This is a genomic window from Neobacillus sp. Soil_C_43, from assembly GCF_057656715.1.
Map to the genome: position 1 here is coordinate 135,326 of NZ_JBDGJV010000011.1, position 18,398 is coordinate 153,723.

The window sequence follows — 18,398 nt, forward strand, 5'->3', positions numbered from 1 at the left end:
AGTAATTTTAATATGTATAGGAAAAATTATTTGGTTTCATTGTTCTTGTTCGAACTTTCATCCACATTAAAGATAACAAGGTCAATGATATATAAGGGTGACAAATCCATTTTCTGAGCAATGCTTTTTATATATGAAGCCACCCGACTTTGTTTAAGAAACTGTTGAAGTTCAAATACATATGCATGGTATTTTCCGTAAGTCTGGTGAGTAGTACCAAAAATTTTTTTACAAACTTTAGTATCAAAGATAGGAAATAAATTAGGTAACATAAAATGTAGTAGTTTAGTTGTTGAAGATAGTTGAGTGTCTATTTTTGGTACTTTGTGTAGAAGGTATCCAGTGGGAATCAAAAAATCCCTAATTGCGGTATCATAATAACCTTTATAAGATGGAAAGATTGTCTCACCATGATATTGAGAACCAAGGTAAGCTGTCTTTCCAATGGTTAAAAGTTGTGCATCATGAAATGTTAATTCAAATTCTGTCAACTTATTAATATTTGCTTGTATTTCCTGGCAATCTAAAGCAAAGGAAGAAAGAGGTATCTTTGGAAGCCATGAATAAACCAACGCAACTCTTTCTGCACATACTCCGATATTCATCTCACCCCTTGTTTCTCTGAACCTATTAATAAATGGTCTATAAGATTGTTTATACCAATATGATTCATTATTTAACTTATTTACTTGTGTCACTATTGATTCATATGTAATTATTTCATCCAATCTTAACAAAACATGTTCATTAACACTCCCCATTATTCATCACCGCCGCTATGCGAATAAATATATTCTCTAATGTCTAACCCATCTTCGTTTTCCCATTCAAACCAATCATGCTTATTTTCATCCCATACTTCTAAACCGAATGTATTTGGATAAATCTCTTTGATCAATTCTAATTCTGAAATAAAATCAAACAAAACAGTTTTTGCCGTTTCCAAATTAACCACAGGATAAGCACGAAAATCTCTACTCCCATTAGGGTTTCTCTCACTCATCCATATTCGCATTTGCTGTTCCATAATAAAACGTCACTCCTTGTACGATCTTCTTGAAATAATATTTGCTGGTCCTCCTTGCCATGTTTACTTCTCTGTTATATTTTAATAGCGGTTTATTCATATTTTTTGCTCTATATATTATTAATTGGATGATAGAGCATTCATATTCTTCATTGATTATGCACTTTATATCCGTAGTCTTCTTAAATATTGATATTTAGCGTATTTTGTAATTGATAAGCTATCCCCTCTAATTTTCTCAAACTCTCTTTATCTATTCGTACCTTTGTATGCTCCTTCTTATCATGACTCCTTGTGTAACATTGCATATACAAAATGTAACATAATATGTGAAAATATTTCATTTAATTCTTATATTACCAAAAGCAAACTTTAGAATTTTATATATTTTCTTATTTTCCATTGAAATTCCTACTATTCCTTCTATTTTCTCAAATAATTAGAAGATTACTGATTTGACAAAAAATAATCATTTTAAACATACTACAATATATAGTGGTGTCGAAAATATTTTCAGTACTATATGTAGATATTTAGTGGATAATAAAAATAAGTAGTGCTATAATTCAATATTGAGAGAGTCGAATAAATGTTCTGAAAATAGGAGGGTGAGGAAATACGAAAAATTGGAGTGAAGTAGAATGGCAAATATTAAATTTCAAGAGGTCACAGTTTTTGTAAGCGGTAGTTCTCGATATAACGGCAATCAATATGATTCCGTAATGGTCCAAACAACTATTATTACGGATTCTCCACTAACTGAATCCTATTATGTTCCAGCAGGTGTTTCACTTCCAAATCCAGCATTGGAATTAATTAAGTTGCAAGGTTTGGAGTATCGTCCTTACAGAGCTTCCGTTTTGACAGAAGGAACAGAAAATATCATTCAAAGCTCTTTAACAGGTGATACAACTGATACGCTTAGAGATTCTGCTAAACTTATACTCTTATCAGCGTTAAAAGAACGTCAACTGGAGCAGGTAGCACAGGTAGGGAACAGCTACGTTTACGAACTAAAGTATGATTATAAAATATTCCCACTTTTAAGCAGTCAAGATTATCAATTTGAAATTCGGCTACCTTTTGATGGTATACAAATGACAAATGGAAGCAGGGTTCAACTTACTATTCTTACTCCTTCTGGTGCGGTGATAAACAGTGTAGATACTAAGGGAATTGATGAAAATGGGCAGGAGATTCAGGAAATGGTACAACAACTGCAAAATACAAATCGATCCATTGTTTCATTTAATTATCAATTAGATCCGCACTTTACTGTAAGGTATAGCCATTCTGAAGGGCAATTTCAGGGATAAAAAAACTCTTATTTGTTTGGGGACAAATAAGAGTCAACTGATAAATTTCATTTAACATCATACCTCAACCTCTTAAAGTAAAACAAGAAGAAGATATGTTCGGCTCTCCAAATTATTCAAAAAATTGGAGGTATGTAAAATGGGAAAGAATCAACACGTAACACCGTCTCCTGGCGGAGGTTGGCAAATAAAAGGTGCTGGTAATACAAAAGCTACTAAAATTACTAATACTCAAAGCGAGGCTATTGCTTACGCCAAAAACATTGCAATAAACCAACAGTCTGAATTAGTTATTCATAACCATCAAGGTCGAATTAGAGAGAAAAACAGTTATGGAATTGATTCATTTCCACCAAGAGGATGATAGAAAAATAGAATAATGATTTGATACTTTGCTATGATCGTTTCAACGGAAGCGGAGGTTTACCTCCGCTTCTCATTTATATTCCGACAGTATATTCGTTATATGTTCCTTTATACCTTTATTAGCTCCACCAAATCCTGCGTATAACTGAATTTTATAAACCGTCAATATCTCACCATTCTTAATCATATCATCTATCGCCCATCTAATCTTCCGAACCCGATAACTTTCAATATCCTCTGTTACTTTTTTTAAATACCGCTGAGTTTTTACAAGTTTTTCATGGTAAAACCATCTCTTAACCCCAATCACACGCCTTATGAACATCAAGGACGAATTAATGAATTAAATATTAAAAGGAGTGGGCTTGAGGCCTCACTCCGACATGATGATGAATTTCTTGGAAGGATTGAAAACCTCCGGAACACAATAAACCGGTTCTTACCTCTCAATGAGTTAACGGAGGAGATACTCCATCATTTTGTTGAACGTATTGATGTAGACAGAAACGGCACTCCGACAATTACTTATCGGTTTTCAATTTTACCTGATTAATTTTCTCTCAAAACTATCTGCGACACACATTCAACATGCGACATCACTTATATTTTATACAATTACGCAATACTCTTTTACAAAAGGGGAAAATTATTGTTTTTTACTCCATATTTAGTGGGTTCGCACCCCATGGGGTAGAGTTTTGCTGATATCGTTAAGGGCAAAATATTATTGTATGGGGTCAGTCTGTTTATCATTTCTTCCCATTATTAAGTCTTTTATCCATCCTGGTGCATTGGGTACGGGGGTTTCTTTTTCTAAATACTTTACAACTTCTGCAATATCTTCTTTGCGCCAGAACCTGTCTCGTATATAACACTTGTGACTACAAAAGTTTGCATTTGCAGACCGACTCTCAAATTTTATCCCGCAATAATAACAAATGTACTGACGAATAGTAGGATGTGCATCCTCCCATTTCCTTTTACAATCTTGTGAGCAATAGATTCTCGGCCGTCCTGAAATGGGTTTTAAATTTATACGCTTTCCACAATTTTTACATTGCTCTCTTGGTGTAGATTCTTCTACCGCTGATTTTTTAACATCCACACCATAGCCATCTAGCCCTTGAGCCTTGCAGAAATTTCTGACCTTATCTCTGGATAAATCCATTGCTGTAGCTATGCTGCGATACCCAATACCCATTTTCCTTAATTCAATTATTTTTTCTTGTTGTTCATATTTCATTTGCATCACCTCCATCATTTTATTGATGTCTAGTAATGCTCTGAAAGTAAAGAAAAGTCAAATTTCAAAAAACGTACCATTTTTGCTGTACATAAGAGTCTTGAATTCCGTAATTCTGGTCGTAAATACTACCCCTTTAAAATGCTAAACATTTCTTCTTTATGTTTGCTTGCTATTTCTTCCGTCCATTTTTCATCATTGAGATTGATTAATTCTTTCATGATCTTAAGTTTCAAACTTTGCCCGATAATGCTTGAGAAGCTGATTTTTCCTGCCGGTGGCGAATTAGAAAACCTCGAGTTTCCAGATACAGTAATTAATGCAAGGTTTCCAAAACCATCTAGGTCAACCCGTTCCCAAGGTATACCTTCCACTGGGTTTTGTGGTTGGAAGTGTTCAATGGAACTTCTAAATTGGAATTGCCAGTCATCTCGCAATGGCTGGATAATTTCCCTACCCAAGTATGAATACCCATTTTTGTACAATAGATAATCAAGGTATGTAAATACGATTCTTTCATAACCAAATCCACTAATTTCCTCATCCTCATAGTTTGACTGGATCACTTTTGTTTTGCAGTAATCTTCAAGGATTTCAATAATGTCACATGATTCATTCTCTAATAACTTGGTTAAGACTAGTGAAATCCAATGCATAGTCTTCGGTGATGTATAGGTTATGCGCAAGCAGGATTGCAGTGTTCTTATTTGTTTATTATTCTGACTATCGTCATCTCCAAAAGTGCCTACATATTTGGGTTTATCACTTCTTCCATCACTATATTTCTCTAAACGTTGTAACGACCATTTTCCAGTTTCTTTATACTCTCTAGCATATTCTCGTTTCAAAATATATTTATCAAACAACACACGGCATTTTAGCATATGGTATAGAAAGTTCTTTGCTCTATCAGCATCGGCCCAAGCCCATGATAAATGATTCAAGAAGTGTTTATCATCAAGTGTTGAATCTTCCTCTTCTAACCTATTAATTACAGAATTCACCTGTAGTAAAAAGTTGGGGAACGAGATAGTCGATTCGAAACGTTCATTCTCAGCTTCGTCCTTACTTACTCCTTTATTTAGGAGTTTCTTATTTTTTAGGATTTCAATCAAAGGAACTGAGTTTTTATCATCTTCATCTCTCGGAATACATTCCCTAATTGAATTAAAATCATCGATACTATCCTTGATACTGGACCAATCTTTTGTAAAAAGGGAGTTCCTAACTTTTGGATCAAAATTCATTTGGAGATAGGAGTCCATGTTAGTGCATTTTTCCCAAATCAATGCTGCGGTTTTTTTATCGTGTTCTGTATCCAATACTTCTAAAAACTTTGCCTTTGCTATTTCATGAAGTTCAAGTTGCTCCCCACGAGTATTCATTATTTCAAAGTAATGATTCAAATCTATACCTTGTGGAACTTGTACACGAACTAGAAAAACCTTTTCTAGTTTTTTAACTAATTCATTTTTGTCTATATTGTTAGCTTTCATATAGGTATCAATGATTCGATAACCATTTAAGATTTCAACAGAGACTAATTCTTCCATTAATTCATGATTATTGTCTTTGATTAAGAGGTTAAGGGTACGGTTTGATTTTTCGCGCGCCTCAAATCTTAACACATCTTTCGCAAACTTCATGCCAAGATAATTTTCTAATAGAAATAATGTGGTCAATCTTTGTTGTCCATCTATTACTTCGTAAATATTATTATCAGTTTGATTAACAATAAGATTACCAAGAAAATAGTTTTTATTAAGATTGTCAATTGAACTATCAATATCTTCTATCAGTTGTTCAATTTGCGTTTCTTCCCAAGCATAGTTCCGTTGGTAAATTGGAATAACATAACTAATATTCGTAAAAATGCTTGATACCGGTATGATGTTTAAATTATTATCCATCTCCTACCACCTATTCCATTTACAAAGTAAATCATACACCGCTTTGTACTTCTCTTTATTTTTATTCTCAATAGTTGGTTGCTCCAAAACAATAAGTTTTAATTCTTCTGCATTATTCATTTCACTGATTTCTGAAAACAAATGCAGACCCTTGTTTATACGATCATGCCCTTCCCGTGCATAATTATTGATTGTCTCGGTATACACTGCATTCATAGTAAGTCGTAAAGAATAGCTCCATGAATATAGTTGCTGCATCACGCCTTTAGACAGGCTCTCAATACCGAAGCGATCAGCAAAAAACAATAACGCACATTCATATAACTGTTTAATGTAAAGATCCCCAGAACGTCTACTCGGAACTTGTTCTTTAGTGTGAACCTTATTTATTAATTTTTGTATTTGTTCAAGTTTCTTTCCGTAGTGAAGTGAATAATTGAAAAATCGTTTTCCTGCCATCAGCGGCTGTGTTAATTGAAATTGATTTAACGCTTTAGATGCAAGAAGTTCACTGCTTCCATTTGCATTAAACTGCTCAACGAAAAGGTTACTTGCTTTATGATATATAGCATAATTAAACACATTCGTGGTTTTAATCCCCTTGAATACATCAATCTTACTGGAGGAATAACCCAAACCACTTTTTCCTTTATACCATTGCGTCAAGGGGTAAAGATAAATTTTAAATAAGTCATTCAAATCATTCTGGTTTACATTTTCCCATTGGTTGATAATTCTTACTTTCAGATTTTCGTTTTCATCATCCATCTCACGTAAATGATATGACTTCAATAAATCATGTGGTTTTAACTCCTTGCCACGGGAGTTTTGCGAATCAAAGAATTGAAAAGCTTCTTGCTCGCTGTTTGTGACAATTTGAACTACACTACAATGCTCGAGTAAAAATTCTTTGTATTTGCTTTGCGTATCTTCCGAAAGTTCACTTATCCGCTTAGATAAAATTTCAAAATTAGTTACTATTGCATCATTAGATAGCTGATTATATTTTTCTCGTAATAGCCCCTGATCCTCATCACCTAAACAGTAAAGAAGAATCGAAAGGGTTGTCAGTCGCTGTTGCCCGTCCACAATGTTATATTTTTCATTTTCCTTATGTAAAATGACAGAGCCGATTCTGTATTCTTGTACACCTTCTTGGTAGGCATTATATGTATCAAGGAAAAGCGTATTTGTAGACTTCACACTCCACCTATACGGACGTTGATATGATGGTAACGCCAATTTCATTTCAAGTAATTCATGAATCTTTGTTATTTTTAACTCATCTTGAAGTAGAGCCATTCTTAAATCCCCCTGCAAAATTCAACATTAAACCAATAATTTAGCAACATTTTACTATTTTATTTCATTTATAAAAGTTGGATTTATTGTCAAATAACCTCTCTCATTATTGCAAATTCCAGCCCAATCCAAAATAGCAGCAATTACGAAACCTGGTCCGAAAGTGGTCTCCCCAATTTGTGCACCATGTACTTTGTGTGCTATGTATCCTTCTACTGAATCAAGCGGCAAATTGTCACTTCCAAGCTTTGCTCCTGAACGAGCTTTACCCTTCATGGCTTTTCCGCCCATCTGGATTACAACCTCAACAGTAGCATCAAATACTTCCCATATAAGATGGTTAGGAACAGGAATCTTAGGTGAGACTAGCCCCTTACCGTTTGGATCAAAACCAATATCGCAAAGGTCTCCACTATAAAGAGGAATCGAAGTTCTACCACCATTAACATTAAGCTTTTCTTTTATCATTTTAACAACCAAGCTATCGTCTTCGTTAATAGGTTGATTATCCACAGTTATCATAGCAGCTTTATTCCCTTCTTCATTTTTTATTGGAGATAGATTTAATTTATTTAATATATCATTAAACTTCTTTTTTACAGCTGGGTAAGACATGCCTTTCTCATTTTGAAGAGTCTTAAAATTACCTTGTGCCTTCAGAAAGCTCTCAACAAAATCAAGTTCGTCCGCTGAGAGATAGTCAAACTTGCTTAGGGGAAACTCACCGTTTAATTCTAATTCACAATTATCACAACTTAATCTTGTTACGATTAGTTTTTCATCGCATCTTGGGCATTTAGCCACTAAATCCTTTACCATAATATCCCTCCTATTATAACTAAAATATATCTCTCATATATATTGTTGTCAATGTAGTTTGTGAATTTATTTATAACTACTTTAAAAGTAATAATAAATATCTAGTTCACCAATAGATAATAACAAATAATTCTAAAATTAATGTAAAATTACGTTAGAAGAATGTTATCCATAATGAGGTGAGGTTTTGAAACCCGTTTACTTTTCAAATTTTATTGACGAAGAAAATATTATGATGAACCCTATATTTTTTGATTCAAGCGAAAAGACACTACACCGTTTTTCAATTACGATACCTTTTCATAATCGAATAGATGGCGGGCATGCCATTGTGATACTAAAAAATCCGAGTAATGCAGGTAAAGAAGATACTCAGGGAAGAAAAGTTTCTGATGACACAATTTATAAGATAACGGATTATCTATATAAATTAGGGAATGTTCAAAAGGTAACCATTGTCAATTTATTTACGATGGTTAGTGGTACACCAGATTATTTAAAAGATTACATTGGAACGGATGATGAGCTAATGTATCGAACATACAACAATGAAGTAATTTTGCAATTATTGTCCAATTTTAATCCTGCGAAGGATATCATTATTGCAGCTTGGGGGAACTATAAGCCTTTACTTGAGAGTAAATATAAGGAAAGAATACGTGAGGTAATAAAACTAATTGGAGATAAACCCCTTTATCGTGTTGGGCCAATGGTAAATAATAATAATTTTCCAGGTCACAGCAAGTATTGGTATGATTATGAGGATATTTCATCTTATCCATCAAATGCAGTGAGATAAGTAAATAGAATGATTTTTTCATAGAGCTATTTTTCCCGATGAACTAGTAATAATTAATAGGCTTTTCTCTATTTAAGGAGAACAAGCCTATTATTATATTCGTTCAAAAAGGCTGCTGTCTTACTTATCTCCACCACATTCTATTTCCGTCCCATCCATAAAGGTTACTACCAGTTTTCCACTTTCAAAAACTGTGATGTGATTCAGCGTCTTTAGCATAAAATCTATTTCAAATTCCCTGATGTGTTTTGCGGTCTCTGTTATGTCTGCGAACTGCACCGCTCTGTATTGCTCTAGCGGGTTACCAAATTCAGCAAGTGTCTCCCATCGTGCCTTTATTTCATCTCGATTATCAATCAAAGCATTCCAAGCCATCATAAATGCTTGCTCCAGAATGGCTTCATCGACATGTCTATTTGTACAGCCTTGTACCCCTTTCGCTCGGTAGCGTTCTTGGCACTGCCATACTTTTCGGTAACGATCCCCTGTTTTCCAACCTCTTCTTGTAAAAGATTGATTGCATGTTCCGCAAATGACTTTTCCTGCAAAAGGATTTGATTCAGGTGTGCGTGAATATGCATTCAAACCGTGCTCTTCACAATAATTATTTCTCCGTTGATGTTCATGCTGCACCGCTTCCCAAATTAGAGGGTCGATAATCGCTTTATGGTTATCCTCAATATGATACTGTTGAATCTGCCCAACATTCTTGACCCGTTTCTTCGTAAGGAAATCCACCGTGTAGCTCTTTTGCAAAATGGCTTCTCCTTTGTATTTTTCATTGAGGAGCATACTTTGGAGGGTTGTCGCTTGCCATTTTGTCTTTCCATTCTAATTTTTTATACCTTCAAGTTCAAAAATTCGTTTGATATGATCCACAGTTTTTCCAGAAAGGTACTCATCGTAAAGTCTCACCACAATCTTTGCCTGCTCAGGAGTAACGATTAGATTGCCATTCGCATCTCTATCGTAACCTAGAAATCTCTTTGTACTCATCCCAAATTTTCCGTTTTCGTACCTTCTGCGGATCCCCCAGGTTGAGTTTTCCGATATGGACCTGCTCTCATCTTGTGCAAGGGAAGAAAGAATGGTAAGAAGCACCTCTCCCTTTGCATCCAATGTATCGATATTCTCTTTTTCAAAAATGACCCCGATGCCAAGTTCCTTTAGTTCACGCACATAATTTAAACAGTCCAAGGTGTTTCTAGCAAAACGGCTGATGGATTTTGTGATGATGCGGTCAATTTTATGTGCTCTGCAATCGGCAATCATGCGGTTAAATTCGTCACGCTTTTTTGTGTTTGTACCAGAAATCCCTTCATCCGCATAGATTCCTGCCAATTCATAATTGGGATTTTGCTTAATATAATTCTTGTAATAGTTCACTTGATTTTCATAGCTTGATAGCTGTTCTTCTTGCTCTGTTGACACGCGGCAGTAGGCTGCCATTCTGATTTTCTGGGGTGTTTGGTTGGTTTCTGATGCCCTTGTCGTAGTCTGCCTTGCGGGTATAACCGTAATACTTCTTGCCATCTATTTTTACCTCCTCAATGACAGTTGGCACTGTAATACTTTGCTTTGATGCTTCTTCGTCTGAAATTTTCACCCCTTTGCAGGTGGATTTTCCCTCTTGCATATAAGTGGCGCACCACCACTCAATTTTCTTGTTGTGGACTTGCCTTCTCCTCAGGGCTTTACCGCAATGTGGGCAAATGAGCATACCCGAAAGAGGGTATCTATTTTTGTACTTGTCTGCTCCATCCCTCTCCAATGCGTCTCTGTTCCCTCCGTTTTTGCATAATTTGTTGCACCCTATCCCAATCCTCCTTGCTAACAATGGCAGGATGGTTTTCTTCTATATAATAGCTTTGCACTTCACCGCTATTTCTTACGGTAGAGTTCCTTCGATTTTCAGGAGTGTAATATTTTTGTAGAATGCAATCACCTTTGAATTTTTCATTCGCAAGCATTCCCCTGATTGTTCCTTCATGCCATTTTCCACCCATAAGTGATGGGAGGCTCTCTCTGTTAAGTTGGGCTGCAATTTTGAAAACCCCCATTCCACCAAGGTACATTTCAAAGATTCTCCGTACTTCCCACGCTTTTGCACGTTTTTCTCTCATTTCAAGAATTGTATTCATATTGTTTTCCTCCTCGTAATTAGTGAGTCAATAGACTCAATCTTTTTTCTAACTGCTCAATAGGTGTCTTGTTCTCTGGCTTTGGAGGAATAAGTTTGGAAAGTAGCGAGTTTGTTACCGCCGCTCGTGAGAACATGACAGACTCAAATTCCTTATTTTTTTCCTCATCTGCTTCAAAGAGAACTCCATCGGCAAATCCGAGTTCTATAGCTTTTTTTGCATTAAACCATGACTCTTCAACCATGAGATGTGAAATTTTCGACCTTGCCAGTCCAGTCTTGATTTTATAAGCATTAATGATGCTTTCCTTGACCTCCGAAAGCATCTCACTTGCCTTTTGCATTTCCTTGGAATCACCAATGGCAACTGTCATAGGGTTATGAATCATCATCATGGCAACTGGGGACATCAAAACCTCTGTACCTGCCATAGCAATGACGGATGCAGTTGAAGCCGCAATCCCATCAATCTTGATCTTTACATTTCCTTGGTAGTCCATCAGCATATTGTAGATTTGTGCAGCGGCAAATACGTCACCGCCAGGAGAGTTGATCCAAATCATTATATCCCTCTGACTTGATTCCAATTCTGATTTAATTAGTTTTGGAGTTACTTCATCCCCGAACCAGGTTTCATCTGAAATTTCCCCATTTAAAAAGAGGGTTCTTTCACCCTCATTCTTCACCCAGTTCCAAAACTTCTTCATGGCTTATCCCTCCTCATATTTTTCTGTCCATGCACCTGCTTTTGACATATCAACAAAATTCCCATTCACTAAATACTTATCTCCACCCTGATCTTCTGGAATTACGTTCATCTCTTCTAGTTCTCGGATATCATTCGCCGACATCACACCGTTTTGCCGCTTTATTTGATAAAATTGAGCTCTTGACTCTGCATCTCCCCGAAGTCGTCCATTCAAATTAAACTTGATAAAGTATTCTTTCTTTTCGGTTTCACTTAACAAGTGATTTCTTCATGGACTGTTCAATCCAAGTTACCCAAGGCACGATTGTATTATCGATAAAGCTAATCGATTGGTGTTCAATATTACTAAAGGTTGCTTTATCTAAATTCGCTACAAGATGAGGTGGCACCCGAAAGATTCTACAAATCTCTTCTGTTTGAAACTTCCTTGTTTCCAAGAACTGTGCTTGTTCTGGTGGAATACCGATGCTTTGAAATTTCATTCCTTCTTCTAGGACTGCAACTCGATGGGCATTGCTGCTCCCTTGATAGACAGCATTCCAACTTTCTCTAATTTTTGCAGGATCCTTTAATACGCCAGGATGTTCCAAGACACCTCCTGGATTTGCCCCATTGGCGAAAAATTCAGCTCCATATTCTTCGATTGCTAGTGCCATACCAATAGCGTTTTTAGCCATAGCAATCGGTGAATAACCCACTAGACCATCAAATCCAAGACCTGGAATGTGAAGCACTTCCTTGTTACTAAGAATGACTGAACCAGTTTCCTTTCGATATTCATAAAAAAGCTCACCATTAGATGCTCTATCCACAGACATTCGATCAGGCAGATGAGGATATAAAGAAAGCACATTTCCTTTACCATCACGAATAATCTGCGCATTGGCATTTCCCCATAATAAAAGATGACTCATCAATGTTTCCCTAAACACAAATGATGTCATCTCAGAATTCGGTTCATCTTGGAGCTTGAAATATAAACTATTTTCTACTGCTTTCTCCTTACCATTATCAGTGTATCTGTATAAATGAAGCGGGAGACTTGCAATCGTTTCAGCTAGAATCCTCACACAAGCATAGACGGCAGTGGTCTGCATTGCCGATCTTTCATTAACTGTTTTTCCACTAGTTGTACTACCAAAGAAGAAACTATAAGTGCTTCCGAAGAGACTATTTTGTGGGCTTGCTCTTGACTGAAATAGTTTTGGTAACAACGGTATCTTCATGATCTTCACCTCCGAAATTGGGCATAAAAAAAGCACCCACTTTTCAGCAGATGCACGAATCTATTATATTCTTGTTCATAAAAAATAGAGCAAAACATGTAGTTTCGCTCCTACCGAAAATGAAGTATTTGTATTTAGACACTACCATGCCTTCCAACAGTTTTTTTATTATATAACATCTCCAGTTGTAATTAGATACTGAAGAGCTTTTGGTAATACGCTGTTTTTAACCAGCTGTTCATTTTCCCTAAAAAATAATGAGCTCTTTTTTCGAATATTTTCGTCAACATTATCTGCAATTTTTATTGATTGTCTTTCGCAAGCATCATTTAAAACTTTGCATTCCACAAAACGATTCTTTTTGTTCCCATGAATTAGCATAAAGTCAAACAAAACCTTACCTTGCCCTATGCCCACTACACTTTCTAGCTTCGTTAAATCACTGAGGGAGCTACGAAAACTTGTCGCAATCAACAAGTAGTCATATGGGGCATTATTAAGTTGAATCACATCAAAATTATTCATAAAAACCACCTTCTCCCTCAGATATTTTATGCTATAAGATACGTATATGTGCGTTCAATCAGATCAATGACTTCATTAACAATTTGATCTGCTTCTAGTTTATCCTCTAAGATGCGAGTAGTAAACAGCAATTGTTCTGAATGAAACAACGTATGACGATTTTTATTTAAGTAGTTGTAAACTTCCGTTAAAGCAGCATCACTCTTTGGATTCTTTAAATCCTGTACAATCTTTTTCTTCAAGTGAAACGAATCCCTCTTAGTATCATGTCTAAAGTGATGTCCATAGCTATGCCCAATTTCAATTTCTTCTATACTAAACAAGTACTTCAAGTACCCTTCCAGTCCTCGTAAAGCGGGAAAAGCGTAACATGAGTAATCTTCAATCTCCATTTTAACTTTTTTAAGAGACACTGCAGGAGAAAGAATCTTGATTAAAGTTTCGTCAATATTCTTAAATGCATTAGGCATAAGCTTCTGAAGTTCCGTTCTAGTTTCTGTGACTGTAATATCCACTTCATGAAATGAATTGTTCGCTTCAACAACATCATTCATACTGACTTCTGGGCAGTAAGATAATAAGGAAAGAGCCTCAGTATAAAGATAAGCGGGTTTTCCTTGCAAGACAACTTTACCTGTTTCATATATGTTTACGTTTAATCGGTCGCCAATACCACTCACAATTTTGTACTGTTCATATTTTGGGTTATCGTAATTTTTTTGTTCTTTATCAATACCTTCTAGTCCACCTAAGAAATTTACTAGTTTATGTGCCCATTCTTTAGTGATACTAAACGTGTGCGATTTAGAGATACCCGTATCTGTATATTTACTTTGTTCGATAATTCGATCCCTAAGCACCGTGGAAAATTCAACATTTTTCCCAACAGTTGACATAGTAGTTGTTCCTTTGACCTTACTATAATAAAAATCCAAAGAACCCTGGTTACCATTAACAGAGAAGATGCATCGTTTAGCATTCCCAACTTTTTCAAAAGAGACAAGCTGAAAATCCTCCCATTCGCTTGACCCAGCATAGGAAATAGCTTCCTCTAACTTGTTTGATTGAACAAAGATCCCAATATTTTTTGTTTTATCAGAGATACTATTTACTGGGTTTTCTTCAGATTTTGTTTTATCAGAGATACTATTTACTGGATTCTCTTCAGATATTGTTTGCTGAAAAGCTTCTTTAGCCAATTTATCTGCCAAATCGTTAAATTCATCACCCGAGTGGCTTTTAACCTTTACAAATTTAACATTCACATCATTCTTAATACTGTCAAAAAATTGTTTATAAGCAATAGTGCCTTGCTTTTTTGCTTGCCACTCACCTGTACACCATTTAGCAATGCCTTCGTAATCATAATGAATTGTCAAGCTCTTGGCTTCCTTTTCAACAGCAAAAGCCATAGCTCTTTCTGAACCCATAATTTCTCCCGCTACATTTCTCATGGAAACTAGATCGGGATCACTAAATTTTTCAGCAAAATGTGTTTGTTCCCCTTGGTAAAAAATAACTGCACCGTAAGAAAACTCGGAGCTCTCTTGATTAAAACTACCATCAACATAAGCTACAACTTCAGTTTCACTTTCGGTTGCTCTATCTTTTTGCGGATTGCCAGTTTCTTGTGTACCAGTCAAAAAGTTTTCTGCCTCTGCTTTACTCGTGAAGCTTTTATATTCTGCACCTGCGTATCCGTGTACATTTTGTTTGCATTCATCCCATGTTGTAAAGATTCCAGTTCTTTTGCCTTGTGTTACTGCATAGTATTTTTTAGCCACATGTATCACCGCTCCTGTAAGTGCAAAAATATTTGCAAGTTTAGTTAATGGGATAATATGAAAAAGTGCCTTACAGAATGGAGATTTAAGAAAATCTATCATTAAACAAATAAACAACCAGTTTCTGATTAAAAAACTAGTTGCCCCGGCACAAATGAAGTAGTATTTAATTCCAGTCTATTAATCTAAACTTCTATTATTATACGTGAGTTTCCAATAGTTTGCAATGATGACAAATTCAGTGAATAAGTCTATACTTCATCGGCATTTCTCCTTTGTTTTTTCTAATACCCATTGTAGAAAAGGTGTTCTGTTGTCAGGCATAGATTTTTTCGGTCCGTACCAATGATTCGACACTACAAAAGCTCGTCCGTCAACAAATATTTTATCTTTATAGAATCTTTGTCTACCGAGTTCATCATAACAATCGGCATCAACTAATCCACTATCACGCGGAACTTCTGATAGTATCGGATATTTACTGCAGTTAAATAGCCGTTTACATGCATCCTCACTAGTTAAAATGCGAATTTCCGCTTCATTTAAACAACTTTTTTCTCTGAGAAGAGCGAGACAACTGTATGCGAATTTCTTATTATTAAGACTTTCAAAATCTATCATACCTGCACCTCCAAATGCTATATACCAAAATCATAGCATAAATAAATGCAGCCTGGGCATGATTTTACAGGGTCAAACACGGTGTATAATTCACTGCAATTAAACCTGATTGCAAACTAAAAACTAAAAACTAAAAATCCCTCTCTCATTGTTAAACCCTCACCGCAAAACTGCACACCGTTTTATTACTTCTCCATCACTCACAAATCCAATATCCCTTAAAAACACACCTAAAAATTCGACTCACTTTCAATTCTTCACATAAAAATAACCCTTGGAAATGCCTTCAATAAGCCAGTTCCAAGGGTTTCAATCATTATTTTAATTCCAGCAGTGCGACTGTCTCCACGTGCGCCGTATGCGGAAACATATCCACAGGCTGAATATACTTAACCTCATACTTCGAACTTAACGTTTGAATATCTTTCGCCAATGTTGACGGGTTGCAAGACACATAAATCAACTTTTCCGGCTTTACTTGCAAAATGGTTTGAAGCAGCTGGTTGTCCAGGCCGGTTCTTGGTGGGTCGACCACAATGACATCCGGCTTCCAGCCTTTTTTCACCCATTTTGGAAGTACTTCTTCCGCTTTACCTGGAACGTATTTCGTATTGGTGAATCCGTGACGTTTGGCATTCTTCTTCGCGTCATCAATGGATTCTGGAATTATGTCCATGCCGCGCACTTCTGCTGCCTGATCCGCCAGCCACAATCCAATCGTTCCCACCCCACAATAAGCATCAACAATTTTCTCTTTACCTGTCAGAGCGGCTGCTTTTTTCACCTCGTCGTAAAGCTTGACGGTTTGGATTGGATTTAGTTGAAAGAACGTTCTTGCTGACAGCTCAAACTGCAGGTCCCCTAGTGTCTCTTGGATAAACTCTTCGCCAGCTAGCGCAAGGGTTTCCTCTCCAAAAATCAGCGACGTTTTTTCACCGTTGATGTTTTGAACAATTGATTTTACCTTAGGAAGTCGTTTTTGAATTTCTTCTATAATTAAGTCCTCTTTAGGTAACTCTTTTTGTGTAGTAATAAGGACAACTTGTAGCTCTCCCGTTTCCACTCCTACGCGGGCAACGATTGTTCTAACAATACCTTTACCCCTTTTTTCATTATAAATTGGAATTTGCAGGTCCTCTAAGATCGATTTTACCTTTGTGACCGCTTCGTTTGTTTGTGAATGCTGAACTGCACAGTGTTCGATATCGATGAGCTGGTGCGAATTCATTCCATATAATCCGGCTAACACCTTGCCATTTTTCTGAGCCACTTGGAAACTACTTTTATTCCGGTAGCCCCATGAATTTTCCATTCCAATCGTTTCACGGATATCCAGCTTGTTGACTGCTAGTTTCGTATGCCGTTCAAGTGACTGAATGATGATATCGCGTTTTTCTTTTAATTGCTGTCCGTACTGTAAATGTTGCAGCTGACAGCCGCCACATTGCTCATAAACCGGACATGGCGCTTGTACACGATGCGGTGATTGGATACGGATTTTCTTAATTTTTGCCTCAGCGAATTTAGGATTGATTTTCGTCGCCTCAACCACTACCTCTTCACCAGGTAGCGCACCCGGTACAAACACGACTTGCTTTTTGAAATATCCGACACCTTCCCCATTAATTCCTAATCTTTTGATAGTTAACGGAAACGTCTGCTTCGGTTGAATTTTAATACTTTGCTCGGTTTTCATATATTCACTCCATTATTCAAGGCTTCTCCATAAATACAAAGAAGCGTAGCTTAGATAAGGCTCCCAGCCTTGTTTATAGTGTTCCATTTCTTCAAAAGTTGGCTTTGTCTCCAACTTGTACAATTTCTTCAGTGCATTTTGAATGCCTATATCTGCCATCGGAAACAGGTTAGGCCTCCCCATGCCAAACAATAGGAAGTTCTCAACCGTCCATTTGCCAACTCCGCGAATCAGCGTTAATTTTTGAAAAATTTCTTCGTCTGTTAGCATTTTGAGAGCCTGTAAGTTCAGACCTTTTTCAACGATATCCTTCGCAATTTGAATCATGTATTCCGCTTTCCTACTGCTAAATTGCAGCTCACGCAGTTGTTCTACCGTTAGGGTAGCTACTTTTTCAGGCTGAGGAAAGAACCAAACACCGTCGATTTCATAGCCAAATGTTTTTACAAAACGCTCCGTTAACTGATAGGCAAACATCATATTTATCTGCTGGTGGATAATACACTTGATGAGGCTATCAAATAGACCGAAATCAAGGACGAGCGGTGTGCCAATGAATGTGTCGAAGATGTCCTTAAGATCGGTTTGTTGAAAGTGATTATTGATTGGTTTTAAAGATCTATTCCATTGAAAAAGTTCGGATATATGTGGTATGACAACTTCCTTATCCGTTTGTCCTTTTACGGTAAATGCAGGATGATCGACCGTACCAATTGCCGTCACATCTATAACCTGTGAGTGGTTGCCAATAACAACAGGCACTCTGATGGACCGAGCTTCTATATCTACCTGTTTCAATGGATCTGGTTTATGCCTCATTAGCACACTATCGAAATTATAAGGACCTTCGAAATGAATCTCTTCTCTCCACACGGGCAGATTCCATCCTTTAGTATTTTCCCCGTATTATAGCAC

Annotated in this window: 20 protein-coding genes and 2 pseudogenes; 3 read left to right on the forward strand and 19 right to left on the reverse strand. The window is 36.5% G+C overall.

The window, feature by feature from the left end:
- Positions 1 to 26: 26 nt before the first annotated feature.
- Together AC3A54_RS15675 and AC3A54_RS15680 are read right to left on the reverse strand one after the other, a co-directional pair.
- Positions 27 to 761, reverse strand: a complete 735-nt coding sequence (locus AC3A54_RS15675; RefSeq protein WP_487655141.1) for a hypothetical protein — start codon at positions 759 to 761, stop codon at positions 27 to 29.
- Entirely contained in the window at positions 761 to 1,027 is a 267-nt protein-coding gene (locus tag AC3A54_RS15680; protein WP_487655142.1) for a hypothetical protein, read from the reverse strand. The genes AC3A54_RS15675 and AC3A54_RS15680 overlap by 1 nt, the downstream gene beginning before the upstream one ends.
- Before the next feature lie 641 nt (positions 1,028 to 1,668).
- Here AC3A54_RS15680 and AC3A54_RS15685 point away from each other — a divergent pair.
- The gene (locus tag AC3A54_RS15685; RefSeq protein WP_487655143.1) at positions 1,669 to 2,343 is read left to right on the forward strand and encodes a hypothetical protein; all 675 of its coding nucleotides are present in this window, start codon (positions 1,669 to 1,671) and stop codon (positions 2,341 to 2,343) included.
- A gap of 139 nt (positions 2,344 to 2,482) precedes the next feature.
- The gene (locus tag AC3A54_RS15690; RefSeq protein WP_487655144.1) at positions 2,483 to 2,707 is read left to right on the forward strand and encodes a DUF2188 domain-containing protein; all 225 of its coding nucleotides are present in this window, start codon (positions 2,483 to 2,485) and stop codon (positions 2,705 to 2,707) included.
- Positions 2,708 to 3,433: 726 nt separating this feature from the next.
- Here the strand turns inward: AC3A54_RS15690 and AC3A54_RS15695 are convergent.
- From AC3A54_RS15695 to AC3A54_RS15710, 4 genes are all read right to left on the reverse strand, one after another.
- Positions 3,434 to 3,952: an RNA polymerase subunit sigma-70 gene (locus AC3A54_RS15695; RefSeq protein ID WP_487655145.1), complete on the reverse strand. Its 519-nt coding sequence runs from the start codon at positions 3,950 to 3,952 to the stop codon at positions 3,434 to 3,436.
- A gap of 128 nt (positions 3,953 to 4,080) precedes the next feature.
- Positions 4,081 to 5,862, reverse strand: coding sequence for a DUF262 domain-containing protein (locus tag AC3A54_RS15700; RefSeq protein ID WP_487655146.1), 1,782 nt, complete (start codon positions 5,860 to 5,862; stop codon positions 4,081 to 4,083).
- Positions 5,863 to 5,865: 3 nt separating this feature from the next.
- Positions 5,866 to 7,164, reverse strand: a complete 1,299-nt coding sequence (locus AC3A54_RS15705) for a DUF262 domain-containing protein (RefSeq protein WP_487655147.1) — start codon at positions 7,162 to 7,164, stop codon at positions 5,866 to 5,868.
- 54 nt (positions 7,165 to 7,218) lie between these two features.
- Entirely contained in the window at positions 7,219 to 7,983 is a 765-nt protein-coding gene (locus AC3A54_RS15710; protein WP_487655148.1) for a DUF2089 family protein, read from the reverse strand.
- A 187-nt stretch (positions 7,984 to 8,170) separates the two neighbouring features.
- Here AC3A54_RS15710 and AC3A54_RS15715 point away from each other — a divergent pair, with 187 nt between their 5' ends.
- Positions 8,171 to 8,782 carry a DUF1643 domain-containing protein gene (locus AC3A54_RS15715; RefSeq protein WP_487655149.1) on the forward strand — a complete coding sequence of 204 codons (612 nt, stop codon included), beginning with the start codon at positions 8,171 to 8,173 and terminating at the stop codon, positions 8,780 to 8,782.
- Between the two features lie 120 nt (positions 8,783 to 8,902).
- Here the strand turns inward: AC3A54_RS15715 and AC3A54_RS15720 are convergent, their stop codons facing one another.
- The 13 genes and pseudogenes from AC3A54_RS15720 to AC3A54_RS15780 form a co-directional block, all read right to left on the reverse strand.
- Positions 8,903 to 9,415 (reverse strand): recombinase zinc ribbon domain-containing protein, encoded by a 513-nt coding sequence (locus tag AC3A54_RS15720; protein ID WP_487655176.1) that lies wholly within the window; start codon positions 9,413 to 9,415, stop codon positions 8,903 to 8,905.
- Positions 9,407 to 9,595, reverse strand: a pseudogene (locus AC3A54_RS15725) (recombinase family protein); the annotation flags it as partial. The pseudogene AC3A54_RS15725 and the gene AC3A54_RS15720, both read right to left, overlap by 9 nt.
- A gap of 18 nt (positions 9,596 to 9,613) precedes the next feature.
- Complete coding sequence (locus AC3A54_RS15730; protein ID WP_487655150.1) at positions 9,614 to 10,315, reverse strand: recombinase family protein; 702 nt, start codon at positions 10,313 to 10,315, stop codon at positions 9,614 to 9,616.
- 112 nt (positions 10,316 to 10,427) lie between these two features.
- Positions 10,428 to 10,502, reverse strand: a pseudogene (locus AC3A54_RS15735) (hypothetical protein); the annotation flags it as partial.
- Between the two features lie 16 nt (positions 10,503 to 10,518).
- Positions 10,519 to 10,923 carry a recombinase family protein gene (locus AC3A54_RS15740; protein WP_487655151.1) on the reverse strand — a complete coding sequence of 135 codons (405 nt, stop codon included), beginning with the start codon at positions 10,921 to 10,923 and terminating at the stop codon, positions 10,519 to 10,521.
- A gap of 19 nt (positions 10,924 to 10,942) precedes the next feature.
- On the reverse strand, positions 10,943 to 11,629 hold the full coding sequence (locus tag AC3A54_RS15745) for a head maturation protease, ClpP-related (protein WP_487655152.1): 687 nt from the start codon (positions 11,627 to 11,629) through the stop codon (positions 10,943 to 10,945).
- A 3-nt stretch (positions 11,630 to 11,632) separates the two neighbouring features.
- Entirely contained in the window at positions 11,633 to 11,890 is a 258-nt protein-coding gene (locus tag AC3A54_RS15750) for a phage portal protein (protein ID WP_487655153.1), read from the reverse strand.
- Positions 11,880 to 12,857, reverse strand: a complete 978-nt coding sequence (locus tag AC3A54_RS15755) for a phage portal protein (RefSeq protein WP_487655154.1) — start codon at positions 12,855 to 12,857, stop codon at positions 11,880 to 11,882. The genes AC3A54_RS15750 and AC3A54_RS15755 overlap by 11 nt, the downstream gene beginning before the upstream one ends.
- Before the next feature lie 168 nt (positions 12,858 to 13,025).
- Positions 13,026 to 13,382, reverse strand: a complete 357-nt coding sequence (locus AC3A54_RS15760) for a type II toxin-antitoxin system RnlB family antitoxin (RefSeq protein ID WP_487655155.1) — start codon at positions 13,380 to 13,382, stop codon at positions 13,026 to 13,028.
- A gap of 26 nt (positions 13,383 to 13,408) precedes the next feature.
- A complete protein-coding gene (locus AC3A54_RS15765; RefSeq protein ID WP_487655156.1) occupies positions 13,409 to 15,166 on the reverse strand; it encodes a ribonuclease H1 domain-containing protein in 1,758 nt (585 codons plus the stop codon).
- 258 nt (positions 15,167 to 15,424) lie between these two features.
- A complete protein-coding gene (locus AC3A54_RS15770) occupies positions 15,425 to 15,787 on the reverse strand; it encodes a hypothetical protein (protein ID WP_487655157.1) in 363 nt (120 codons plus the stop codon).
- Between the two features lie 316 nt (positions 15,788 to 16,103).
- Positions 16,104 to 17,483: a 23S rRNA (uracil(1939)-C(5))-methyltransferase RlmD gene (gene rlmD, locus AC3A54_RS15775; RefSeq protein ID WP_487655158.1), complete on the reverse strand. Its 1,380-nt coding sequence runs from the start codon at positions 17,481 to 17,483 to the stop codon at positions 16,104 to 16,106.
- 12 nt (positions 17,484 to 17,495) lie between these two features.
- The gene (locus tag AC3A54_RS15780; protein ID WP_487655159.1) at positions 17,496 to 18,356 is read right to left on the reverse strand and encodes a DNA-3-methyladenine glycosylase family protein; all 861 of its coding nucleotides are present in this window, start codon (positions 18,354 to 18,356) and stop codon (positions 17,496 to 17,498) included.
- Positions 18,357 to 18,398 lie beyond the last annotated feature (42 nt).

Excerpts from the sequence above, each read along its gene's own strand:
- AC3A54_RS15675 (WP_487655141.1), bottom strand. The coding sequence starts at position 761 with ATGGGGAGTGTTAATGAACATGTTTTGTTAAGATTGGATGAAATAATT.
- AC3A54_RS15680 (WP_487655142.1), bottom strand. The coding sequence starts at position 1,027 with ATGGAACAGCAAATGCGAATATGGATGAGTGAGAGAAACCCTAATGGG.
- AC3A54_RS15685 (WP_487655143.1), top strand. The coding sequence starts at position 1,669 with ATGGCAAATATTAAATTTCAAGAGGTCACAGTTTTTGTAAGCGGTAGT.
- AC3A54_RS15690 (WP_487655144.1), top strand. The coding sequence starts at position 2,483 with ATGGGAAAGAATCAACACGTAACACCGTCTCCTGGCGGAGGTTGGCAA.
- AC3A54_RS15695 (WP_487655145.1), bottom strand. The coding sequence starts at position 3,952 with ATGAAATATGAACAACAAGAAAAAATAATTGAATTAAGGAAAATGGGT.
- AC3A54_RS15700 (WP_487655146.1), bottom strand. The coding sequence starts at position 5,862 with ATGGATAATAATTTAAACATCATACCGGTATCAAGCATTTTTACGAAT.
- AC3A54_RS15705 (WP_487655147.1), bottom strand. The coding sequence starts at position 7,164 with ATGGCTCTACTTCAAGATGAGTTAAAAATAACAAAGATTCATGAATTA.
- AC3A54_RS15710 (WP_487655148.1), bottom strand. The coding sequence starts at position 7,983 with ATGGTAAAGGATTTAGTGGCTAAATGCCCAAGATGCGATGAAAAACTA.
- AC3A54_RS15730 (WP_487655150.1), bottom strand. The coding sequence starts at position 10,315 with ATGGCAAGAAGTATTACGGTTATACCCGCAAGGCAGACTACGACAAGG.
- AC3A54_RS15740 (WP_487655151.1), bottom strand. The coding sequence starts at position 10,923 with ATGAATACAATTCTTGAAATGAGAGAAAAACGTGCAAAAGCGTGGGAA.
- AC3A54_RS15745 (WP_487655152.1), bottom strand. The coding sequence starts at position 11,629 with ATGAAGAAGTTTTGGAACTGGGTGAAGAATGAGGGTGAAAGAACCCTC.
- AC3A54_RS15755 (WP_487655154.1), bottom strand. The coding sequence starts at position 12,857 with ATGAAGATACCGTTGTTACCAAAACTATTTCAGTCAAGAGCAAGCCCA.
- AC3A54_RS15760 (WP_487655155.1), bottom strand. The coding sequence starts at position 13,382 with ATGAATAATTTTGATGTGATTCAACTTAATAATGCCCCATATGACTAC.
- AC3A54_RS15770 (WP_487655157.1), bottom strand. The coding sequence starts at position 15,787 with ATGATAGATTTTGAAAGTCTTAATAATAAGAAATTCGCATACAGTTGT.
- rlmD (WP_487655158.1), bottom strand. The coding sequence starts at position 17,483 with ATGAAAACCGAGCAAAGTATTAAAATTCAACCGAAGCAGACGTTTCCG.